This window comes from Paraburkholderia sp. (genome assembly GCF_049581445.1).
Lineage (GTDB): Bacteria > Pseudomonadota > Gammaproteobacteria > Burkholderiales > Burkholderiaceae > Paraburkholderia.
In genome coordinates, this window is sequence record NZ_JBAURZ010000029.1 from 1 (window position 1) to 10083 (window position 10083).

Here is a 10083-nt window from a genome sequence, read left to right on the forward strand (position 1 = left end):
GTCGGGCACCAGCTTCCGGCACCAGTACTGGAGCATCGGTCAGATGGTGGCGCACCACACCGCTGGGGGCTGCAACCTCAATCCGGGCGACCTGATCGGTAGCGGCACCATCTCCGGCCCGGGGCCGGGCGAGGCGGGCGCCATGATCGAGTTGGCCCACGGCGGGCAGAAGCCGGTGCCTCTGGGCGATGGCGATGAGCGCGGTTTCCTGCAGGACGGCGACACGGTGCTGATGAACGGGTGGTGCGAAAAGCCTGGCGCCGCGCGCATCGGCTTCGGCGAATGCAGGGGGACAGTGTTGCCGACACTGGCGGTTTGAGACGGTCAAGCGTGAACCTGCCGCAACAACGACGCTCAACATAGCAACCACAGATTGCTCTGCATGAACAGTATGTAAAACTGCGCGCTGTTCTTCGCCAGTCCATGGTAGCGCCCCTCCACGCGCCCGAACTGCGCCTGATGACCGGCGTGCCGGAAAGGTGTCTGGCTCATCACCGCGTTGATCGAATTCAATGGCTCCTAACGCAGTAGGCATCTGATTTGTACCGTTCCCCGCCTTGCGTAGAAGATGCAATCATCGGCTGCGACGGACACGAGTGACCGACTCTGTCCGTAACAGCTGAACTGCACTGTGACTCAGACAGTCGAGTTACCCGCAAGGCGTCAGAACCGACGGCATCCATTGGAATGGAAACGATCGGTCGTCGACCAGACGTCTGAACCCGGCGCCTCGGTTTCCCGGGTCGCCCGCGACAACAACATCAACGCTAATCAAATGAGGGCCTGGCGCAAACTGTACGCCCAGGGTCTGCTGGTCGAGGATGAGCAAACCGAGACCATGTTGCCTGTCGTTGTAGACGTACAGTCCGGTACTCGGTGCGAATCACATCGCGTGGAAGTCGAAGCCGAGCTGGTATGTTCTAGCGACGCCTGCCCACACGCGCCGCGGCAGACTCACGGCCATGTGAATGAGGGCAGACGTCCAATAACCCTTAACGTGAGGGGACGCTCCTGTTTTGCCGATGCAATGGCTCCTCTGGGTCGCGTGCCGCCGGATTGATGCCTTGCGAGGATCGGGTGCCTATGCCGCTTGCATGAGGCGGTGAGCGGCCCAATTGAGGTCGCTGGTCCTTGCATGGTTACCGGCATTCTAACGTCGGCTACTCACGAGATGGCAGACATCGCCCCATCAATCCAGGGACGCTCGCGCTTCGCGAAGAATCTCCTCTGACAGTTCGGGGTCGTCAACTGCACGAGCCAAAACGATAGCTCCAACGATGCTCGAAAGCGCATGAATCGCATGGCGACGAGCATTTTTCGTTTTTGCCTTCGCGAGTGGTTCGGCGAAGCCTTCGACCATAGCCTCCACATGTCCCGTGAATGCGCGTTGAGCCGCAGGTTCGCGCGCAATCTCACTTGCTAATGCTGCCATGATGCATCCGTTTCCCCTCTCGTCGCGATGTTGCTCGCTGAGATATTCGTCAACGAATTGAGCCATTGACTGACCAGAACTTGCATCTTCTCTCATGGAGTGCAGAGCTTTCGTCGATGCGTCTTCGATGCTCTTGGAGATCAGATCTTCTTTAGATTTGAAGTGATTGTAGAACGCTCCGTGTGTAAGACCTGTCGCCTTCATGATCTCGCTTACGCTGACCCCGGAAAATCCGCGTTCGCGAAAAAGAATGGAGGCTTGCTCGAGAATGCGAGCGTGCTTGTCTGCCGTTTCTTGTGGCGGGTAACGCATACATCCTCCGGGAGGTTCCAAAAAAGGGGTTGACGCCAAGCATTATAGCCATCATGCTTGGAAGGTGAAAGCATGATGGTCGTCATGTTTGACTGGATGCGGTACATGCCCCCGGTTCATACGCGCCCCATAACATGATGATCATACTGCTTCATTTACGGTCACGGCGTACAAACCTTGGCCGAGTTACCCCAGCCACCGGAGGTCAATATGAAGAAATTTCTCGTTACAGGTTCCACTGGCGCCACGGGCGCTCCTACGGTTCGCCTGCTGCTGGCAAATGGCCACGCAGTCATAGCTTTCGTTCGACGTGAGGACGACCGTTCCCGGGCGTTGAAGGAGTTGGGCGCGGAAATCGTGGTCGGTGACATGCTGAACATCGAAGATGTTCGTGGCGCGATTAGGGACGTCGACGGTGCCTACTTCTGCTATCCGTTGACGCAGGGCGCTGTAGAGGCAGCCGCGATATTTGCTCAGGCTGCAGGCGAGCACAACGTGAAGCAGATCGTCTACATGTCGCACCGACAATCGCGTTCGCACGCGCGTAGCCCGGCAACGTTGAATCACTGGCTTTCCGAGCAGATTCTCAGCCGCTCGGGCGTTCCGACCGCGCATCTTCGAGTCAACTTCTTTTTAGAATGGCTGCTGTACGGAGCTCCTTTCATCCGTGCAGGCCGATATCTGACTCCTTTCGACCCGGAAAGCCGCTTCGTGCCCATCGCCGCTGTCGATATTGCACGTGTCATCGTAAAGATTCTCGAGAATCCCAGCGCTTTCGGAAGCAAGATCATCCCGGTAACCGGCTCGCGTGAGGTGAGCCATATCGAACTGGCCGGCCTCCTTGCGACTACGCTTGGAAAGGAAGTGCGCTTCGAGCAGGTCACGACGGACGAATTCGTCAAGATCCTGGGCGTAGACGGCGATCCGACATTCGCCGCCCATTTCAAGGCGATCAAGGTCGATCAACAGGAAGGATTGCTGGTCGGCGTTGACGAAAGCGCATCAGAAATCGTCGGTCAGCCGTTGATGACGCCTGCGCAGTTCATCGATGAGCATCGCCATCTCCTTGCGTAGCTTTCACTACGCCGTTAGACGAATCAGTGGATGCCGCGCCGTAGTGAGTTGAGCGAGCGCCTGTCAGGGAGGACTTGGCATCTGTGGGACGGAGTCTTCCCTGATCGAACGGTACTATGGCGTGCGGTGAATATGTTCCGCCCACAACATTTGGCCTGCAGGTGTCGAAACGTGGTGCGGACGGATGCCCGTTTGGAACTACAAAGCGGCCGTAATGAGCGCGGTGACCTGAATGACGGCAACGGGTCCGGGTGCTGCCTATCGACGTCTCACTGTGGCCATGCGGCGCACCCCCATCGCATCAGGAGGCGCCTGCCGACGTCTTCCGTCCGATATGAAGGATCGACGGAACAGAAGCGGAGAACGCGCGACAGCGTGCGCTTGCAGTGAGCACGGACCGCTTGGAGACGGTCGATTTCCACGGCCGCGCGTTTGATGTCGAACATGGAGCGCGCCGCTCAGTGACAGCGACGTCGGCGTGCTACTCATTTGCGCTCATCCGCGTCGGTATCCTCAGCAGGGGCGGCCGGCGTAGCGTCCGGATTCTGTTCGGGGCCGATGTCGGGCAGGTCAGTGGGTACCACGTCCGACTGGTCGGGACGAATGGCGTTGTCCTTGTTTGGGAAGGTGGCCATGATTGCATCCTTTTCTCGGCATCCGGGCCGCTCCGTCGCACAGGAGTGCCTTTTTAGATCCGCAATTTTCGATCCCGGCTAAAAACGAACGGTTGCAAAATTGGCATCTCCCGTTGGCGCACGCCAAGGGTGAAACGTTGCGGCCCCGAATCCGAGCAGATCCGGTAATTCGGGCAGCAGCGCGGGTTGGCGGATGCGGTTTTCAGTGGACCCAATGACAGACGCGATGGTGGTGATTGTCCCAATGACACTCCCTGTGGGAATGGGCCTGCGCCATTCCTCGTGTCAACGCGGCGAGCGAAGCCGCCGGCATCAGTCCGGCGAACAGTACAGTTTTCATCTTGTGCATCTGCTTTTCCTAAATCGGTCGGACAGGCCGTTTGTTCTGCTGCTTTCCAGATGCGACGTAACCGGCATTTCGCTTTATTTTCGTTACGGCACACCTTAATATCGCGGCACCCGCCCAATTGGACGACCGCTCAAACCCTGACCTGAAACTCCGCCCGTCAATTTGAATGACATGAACGCCCCCACCTAATCGCAGGGTTCGCGCGAGCGGCCCGAGGTTGCGAGCAAGAACCATCGATCTGAGATTCCGGCCGATCATACTGGTCGCTCAGCGAACCGAAGGGGATCTGTCATGGCGCATACGATTATGGGCGTGGACATTGCAAAAAACGTGATGCAGGTCCACTGGGTGAACCCGGATTCCGGCGAGATTGTGAACCGGTCGATCAAGAGGGCGGCATTTCTTGAGTATTTCGTGAATCGGGAGCCGTGCCTTGTTGGGATGGAATCATGTAGCGGATCGCAGCATTGGGCCCGGCGGTTGATTGAAATGGGGCACCAGGTGAAGCTGATGCCGGCGAAGTTAGTGAAAGCCTTCAACATCCGTAATAAGAACGATGCTGCCGACGCGCGTGCGATCGGGATGGCCACGCAGGTAGAGTGCAAGGAAGTCGCCGTGAAAACCGAAGCCCAGCAGGCCGTGCTTGCTCTGCGTCGTATGCGTCAGCAACTCGTGAAATTCCGCACGATGCAGGTGAACAGTCTGCGCGGACTGTTGAGTGAGTACGGTGAGGTGATGGGAGCAGGCAGGGCCGCGCTCGACAAGGGGATAACCGGGATTCTGGAAAGATTGTCAGGACGTCTCCCCGCGATACTGATCGATACGCTGCGGGAGCAATGGAGAGGCCTTGACACGATCGACAGGCAGATCGGCCAGATCGAGCGCCGGTTGCGGGAATGGATGAGAGCCGATAGCGCTGCAATGGCAATTGCAGCAATTCCAGGTGTGGGGCTGCTCACCTCGACGGCTGCAGTGGCAACGATGGGACACGCCGAAGCTTTCAAATCCGGCCGCGAGTTTGCTGCATGGCTTGATCTCGTGCCCGGACAGACCGGCTCTCGGAGATCGGTCAGGCGGCGGTGGTCGAACACAAGCGGCTGGGACACACGTTGCAGATGGCCCAGGTGATCCAGGCGCAGCGTGATAACCGGCGGGCGCCAGGCTCGCCGTCGCGGACCAATCAGGGCGAAGCGCGCGGCCGAAGGAGCGCAAGGTGGGTACCAGAAAGCAGCGCGAACTGACGCTGGAAGACCTGAATGCGGCGGTGCTGGCAACTGCCGGAACATGGGTAGGCTCGGTGCTAAAAAGCCCTGCCAGATAGAGATTTCTGAACCTCAAAACCGGACATTTCTAAAAAGTTCCAACCCGGACATCTCAACAAAGCCTCGACATTATATGCATTCCTTATCATCTGACTTTGTATTTTGAGGATGCAACAAGGTTGGTCAGCTAGCTTGCGCTGCGTTTCACGTCTCTTACTAGGAAAAGTAGACTCGCAAAAGCATGATTTTGCAAGTTCGACGCATGCCCTCGAACTTCGCGCAGGTGAGATGCGCGGTATGTCAGCGTGGACCGTGGTCAACTATGGCCGAGCCGTGTTTTGTACTCATCTTGGTGCATGCAGGTAGCGTCGGGGCGCAGGCGAGAAACCGTTGCTGTTAGCGAATAACCAGTCTGTAGCGTCCAGGAACACCGCGATCGACAGACGAATGTAGACCACTCCCGTATCAGGGTCCTGCGCACAGGGAAAGACGCCGCGTGGTAATGGTTGGTTTCCCGTGATAATCGCGAGTTTCAGAGGGGTACGGATGAGGATAGGGCGTCACGCAAGCGTTGGTCTTGTACGAATGTGCGGGGCCCCGTCCGGGTTGAGCATCTTCAGCCAGCGCGACGGCGACACGCCCCAGGCTCTCGTGAAATGCCGGGTCATGTGACTTTGATCGGTGAAACCCGCAGCGGCGGAGGCGTCCACGAGCCGCGCGCCCTGCGCAGCCAGTTCGCGCACCCGGTCGAGCCGCCGCATGGTCAGGTAGCGATGTGGACTGGTGCCGAACAGCGCCCGGAAATCGCGTGACAGACTCCATTTGTCCCGGCCGCTCGCCGCGGCAAGTTCGTCCAGCGTGACCGCCTCGTCGAGAAAATCGTGCAGATACTGGCGGGCGCACTCGGCCGCCTGATAGTCCGCGATGCGCTGCGTGGTCCGTGCACCGCTCACTGCATCGAGCGCAATCGCCAGATCGAAGATCGCGTCGTCCTGTTCAAGCGGATCGAGCGGGCAATCGACGGCCTGCAGCAACGTCTCGGTCGCCGCGAAGAGACGCGGGTCGCGCGAGAGGCCGCCCTCGATGAACGGCAGTGGCTTGCCGCCCAGCGCCTGCTGGAAGAGGGCTGGCTCGACATAGATCATGCGGTAGCGAAACCCCTCGTCGGTGCCGGCCTGGCCATCGTGCGCTTCGTCCGGGTGCAGCACCATCGTGCCGCCAGGCAAACTGTCGCGGACGCTGCGGCGGTAATGAAAACGCTGGACCCCCGAAAGCGTGCGGCCGATCGCGTAGGTATCGTGCCGGTGCAGGTTATAGGCCGTGTCGTGAAAGAAGGCTTCGATGCGCTCAATGCCACCCGCCTGCGGCGCACGGTCGATCCAGTCTGCGCCAGCCTCGTGCGTGCCGCGCGCCGACGCGGCGGCGCCCAGCTGCCTGGTAGGCTCATTCATGGTCTGCAAGGGAGATGCAAGGGGATTCAGATGCCCACGCCGGGGCTGAAGCTGCCGCCAATCAGCCCCGTCACCGAGTCGATATCCGCATAGTCCTGCTCGGGCAGGCCGTCGAGCATGGCCACCACCTCGTTGCTCGCGCCTGCTTCGCGGGCGGCATCGACGAGGCCGTCCTTGTTGATCGGGTAGGTCACTTCGCGCAACACGTCCGAGATCTGCAAATCGATCGATTCGCCTGGTATAGCCGAGCTGGGCATGCTCGCGCTCCTTGATGGGGTGAGGGGTGTCAGGCGGGACAATGCTTCGCCCGCCCAACTGCAGTGACCCGGCTCAGGTTTGCAGATGTTCGTCCTGACCCATGAAGCCGCGTTCCAGATGCCGCGATTTGGGCAGCGCAATATGCTCCCATTGTTGCGGCCGCGAGTTGTCCGGTGCAGCTACATTGGGGGCGGCGGGGGCCACGGGGGCCGCATTGGCGCGCTCTAGAGCCAGATTGGCAGTGCTGTCCAGCGCAGTGTGAACCGGCGCTGCAAAGCACGAAGCCGACAGCGTAATCATCGCCAACAGTGTCGAGGTTTTCATCGCCCGACCTCCTTTGCTCATGCAGCGCAGAGACTGCAGCAAGCGCTGTGCCATTCCTGCGGCCGCAGGGGAGGCGCGCGCCTCGTGCAGCCACGCTCACGTGCGCGCCGCACTTCTTCCATCTTAGACGGCAAATCTTGCAAGCGCCGCATAAACGCGACAAACCGCAGCCATCGTTTTGAAATCATGGCAGAAATTGGAGTTTCGCGCTGGGAACGCTCGGGCGTGAGGGAAGAGGTGGGCTCTTAGCCGAGCGCCTCAAACCGCGTCCACGGCCAGGATGGGCGGTCCTGCATATACCCGTTCAGCCAGTTCCATTGCGGATGGCGTTTCATAAACGCCTGAGCGTCGAACGCCCGGCCGCACGGATGGCCCCAGCGGGCACTGAACGCCATCTCACGGGCCATTTCGCTGTCCACCACCTTGCCGTCGTTGGCGCCCCAGGGATTGAACGGACCCTGATCCGAGCCGCCGAAACGCGCATCGTCCAGTTCAAGGTGGCCGCAGATAGTCCGCGAGCACGGATTGTCGTTGCGATCCAGGTAGACGTCGTGATGATCGGCAATCATCTCCCGGGCAAGATCCACATCGATCTTGCCGTGATGCACGTCCGCGAGTTGCATGAAGCGCAGCCGCCGTGCGCCGTTCTTGCGCACATCCGTATAGTCCTCGCCCTCGCCGATGCATTCCTGGTTGCGGATTTTCAGATCGGTCGCCGTGTTGTAGCCGCTATAAAACCCGTCCTTCGTGCTCTCGAAGCCCGAATAATGCAGTCCGAGTTCGTAACGCGCGATCTCGCCCGTCTTGACGTCGCCAAGCAGCCAGCTGTTCGCATAGCCGCCGTTGTTGGCGATAGCGAACATCTCGCACCACTCGCCGATGCTGTTCGCATATTGCGTGGCGCGCCGCGAACGGTAAAACTCCGGTGCGCCTGCCGGGTTATAGCCGACGAAGCTGGAGATGGTGGTTTCGGTCACCATCAGGCCGGCAGCGGTCACCCAGAAATCGGTGAGGCTTGAGATACAGCCTGGCAGTCCTTGCATCAGGATGCGATGGCCGGATTCGGGGACGATGTCGAATACGACGTTAAACGCATCGCCTGCCGCGTAGCGGTCCCAGGAGTTGTGGGCCATGACGATGCGGCCGTCGCGGGTCGCACTGCCGGTAGCGATGAATGCGCTGCAGTGATGGCCGCGTCGACCCCGCCACGGCTTGACGCCCAGTTGCGGCTTCTGGCTCGCCACATGATTGGGCCACCAGCTTTGCAGCAGATCCATGTAGCCATTCCAGGCCAGCACTTCCGCGAACGGCAGTTTTGCGCCGTCGGCAATGCCCTGGATTTCGTCGGCGAATTCGTTATCGAGTTTGGGCGCGAACTGCGAGACGGCGGCGTTGACGAAGGTGTCGAAATCCTCGCCAGTGTCCCACTTCGCGAGGTAGCGCGCGGTGCGGATGGCCCGGTGGATTTCAGCGGCGAGCAACTGCCCATGCTGTTCGCCGCGGTCGTAGGGTTCGCCTTCGGTGTGTACGAAGATCCACCCCGCCTGATCGCGGCGTACGGCGCCACTGGATGGATCGCTCATCTTCGCTCCGGATCGAAGGCGCAGGCGTCTCGAGGCGCCTGTCGCGGCATATCGACCGCGCGGCAGAGGCGCCGGACGGCTCACTCCATTGTAGTGACTGTGCAGGGCTTTGCCATGTTGGGCGCCCCGATCCCTTCCATCAACGCGTCGGGTTCATCCGGAAATAGGCGTCGAGCAGAGAAGTCTTGTAAACCACCCCCGCAAGCTTCGGATGAGCCGCGCTTTCGACCACCGGCAGGCGTTCGCCCTGAAACGCGAGGAAGTGCTGCAGCGCGACGCCGAGCGACATGTCCGGCGTTAGCACGTCGAAGTGTGGCTGCAGATAGTCGGCGGCGGTTTTCGTCGACGTATCGCGCTTTTCGATCAGATCGGAGGTGATGTCCTTGAGCGCGACCACGCCGAGAAAGGCGTCGTCCTTGTCGGCGACGTACAGATACTTCACCGGATATTCGAGGAACACTCGTGTCATCTCCGGGACGGTCGCGCCCAGATGAACCACCGTTTCGGCGGGCCGGATCAGTTCGCGCATCTGCGTGGCCCGCAGGCGCGAGCGCTCCTGCTCCTCGCGGTTGCGGTGCAGCGTGATCTCGTACATCGAGGTCTTGCCGATGGCGCGCGCCACGAAATACGCCACCACGCATGACAGCATCAGCGGCAGCACGACCTGGTAGCTGAGCGTCATTTCGAAGATCATCAGGATCGCCATTAGCGGCGCCTGGGTGGCGCCGGCGAGGAACGCGCCCATGCCGACCATCGCATAGGCGTACGGTGCCGACGTGGCATGCGGCCACACCGCATGCATGCCGATACCGAACAGCGAGCCGACCACCGCGCCGACAAACAGAGTCGGCGTGAATACCCCGCCCACCGCGCCCGAGCCCGCGGTGGCCGCAGTCGCGATCAGCTTGAACACGAGCACGAACACTAGCGCGGTCCATGTCCAGGGCGAATGCAGGATTGAATTGACGACGCTATAGCCGTTGCCCCACACCTCGGGCGACCAGATCGACAGAATGCCCACGACAAAGCCACCCAGCGCGAGGCGCAGGGGCAGTGGCAAGGGCAGCTTGCGAAAGGCCGCCTTCGAGACATCGAGCATGCGCAGAAACTGCGGTGCCGCCGCGCCGCACAGAATGCCGAGCGCGACGAACAGCAACACTTCGAGCCCGGCCACTGGCGGAAACGGGGGCATCTCGTACGGAGGTTGATAGCGCGTGAACTCGCGCATCGTAATGTTGGCGACCACGGCGGATACCACGACGGGTCCAAAGCTTTCCATGGCCATCGAACCGAGCACGATCTCGGTGACGAAGAAGGCGCCGGCGATCGGCGCGCTATACGCCGAGGTGATGCCGGCCGCTGCGCCGCAGGCGACGAGCAGCCGCAGACGCGCCGGGTCCAGG

Annotated in this window: 12 protein-coding genes and 1 pseudogene; 4 read left to right on the forward strand and 9 right to left on the reverse strand. The window is 60.5% G+C overall.

The window, feature by feature from the left end:
• The coding region (locus tag WCA85_RS01685) for a fumarylacetoacetate hydrolase family protein (protein ID WP_424061333.1) at window positions 1–319 on the forward strand (319 nt) is incomplete at its 5' end.
• Window positions 320–354: 35 nt separating this feature from the next.
• Here WCA85_RS01685 and WCA85_RS01690 read toward each other — a convergent pair.
• Complete coding sequence (locus WCA85_RS01690) at window positions 355–513, reverse strand: hypothetical protein (protein WP_424061334.1); 159 nt, start codon at window positions 511–513, stop codon at window positions 355–357.
• 118 nt (window positions 514–631) lie between these two features.
• Here WCA85_RS01690 and WCA85_RS01695 point away from each other — a divergent pair, with 118 nt between their 5' ends.
• Window positions 632–1060, forward strand: coding sequence for a transposase (locus WCA85_RS01695; protein WP_424061336.1), 429 nt, complete (start codon window positions 632–634; stop codon window positions 1058–1060).
• A 129-nt stretch (window positions 1061–1189) separates the two neighbouring features.
• On the opposite strand, the gene WCA85_RS01700 is transcribed toward WCA85_RS01695, so the two are convergent.
• Window positions 1190–1744, reverse strand: coding sequence for a TetR/AcrR family transcriptional regulator (locus WCA85_RS01700; RefSeq protein WP_424061337.1), 555 nt, complete (start codon window positions 1742–1744; stop codon window positions 1190–1192).
• Window positions 1745–1954: 210 nt separating this feature from the next.
• Here WCA85_RS01700 and WCA85_RS01705 point away from each other — a divergent pair, with 210 nt between their 5' ends.
• On the forward strand, window positions 1955–2818 hold the full coding sequence (locus WCA85_RS01705; RefSeq protein ID WP_424061339.1) for an NmrA family NAD(P)-binding protein: 864 nt from the start codon (window positions 1955–1957) through the stop codon (window positions 2816–2818).
• A 485-nt stretch (window positions 2819–3303) separates the two neighbouring features.
• Here WCA85_RS01705 and WCA85_RS01710 read toward each other — a convergent pair whose 3' ends face one another.
• Both WCA85_RS01710 and WCA85_RS01715 read right to left on the reverse strand, forming a co-directional pair.
• Window positions 3304–3453, reverse strand: a complete 150-nt coding sequence (locus WCA85_RS01710; protein ID WP_424061340.1) for a hypothetical protein — start codon at window positions 3451–3453, stop codon at window positions 3304–3306.
• A gap of 202 nt (window positions 3454–3655) precedes the next feature.
• Window positions 3656–3802 carry an HHHH-motif protein gene (locus tag WCA85_RS01715; protein WP_424061342.1) on the reverse strand — a complete coding sequence of 49 codons (147 nt, stop codon included), beginning with the start codon at window positions 3800–3802 and terminating at the stop codon, window positions 3656–3658.
• A gap of 291 nt (window positions 3803–4093) precedes the next feature.
• Between WCA85_RS01715 and WCA85_RS01720 the strand changes: the two are divergent.
• Window positions 4094–4861: pseudogene (locus tag WCA85_RS01720) on the forward strand (IS110 family transposase); the annotation flags it as partial.
• 763 nt (window positions 4862–5624) lie between these two features.
• On the opposite strand, the gene WCA85_RS01725 reads toward WCA85_RS01720, so the two are convergent.
• From WCA85_RS01725 to WCA85_RS01745, 5 genes are all read right to left on the reverse strand, one after another.
• On the reverse strand, window positions 5625–6515 hold the full coding sequence (locus WCA85_RS01725; RefSeq protein WP_424061344.1) for an AraC family transcriptional regulator: 891 nt from the start codon (window positions 6513–6515) through the stop codon (window positions 5625–5627).
• A gap of 26 nt (window positions 6516–6541) precedes the next feature.
• The gene (locus tag WCA85_RS01730; protein ID WP_424061346.1) at window positions 6542–6772 is read right to left on the reverse strand and encodes a DUF2795 domain-containing protein; all 231 of its coding nucleotides are present in this window, start codon (window positions 6770–6772) and stop codon (window positions 6542–6544) included.
• Between the two features lie 73 nt (window positions 6773–6845).
• A complete protein-coding gene (locus WCA85_RS01735) occupies window positions 6846–7097 on the reverse strand; it encodes a hypothetical protein (RefSeq protein WP_424061348.1) in 252 nt (83 codons plus the stop codon).
• 245 nt (window positions 7098–7342) lie between these two features.
• The gene (locus tag WCA85_RS01740; RefSeq protein WP_424061350.1) at window positions 7343–8680 is read right to left on the reverse strand and encodes a C45 family autoproteolytic acyltransferase/hydolase; all 1338 of its coding nucleotides are present in this window, start codon (window positions 8678–8680) and stop codon (window positions 7343–7345) included.
• A gap of 139 nt (window positions 8681–8819) precedes the next feature.
• On the reverse strand, window positions 8820–10083 hold a 1264-nt coding region (locus WCA85_RS01745), incomplete at its 5' end, for a ClcB-like voltage-gated chloride channel protein (protein ID WP_424061352.1).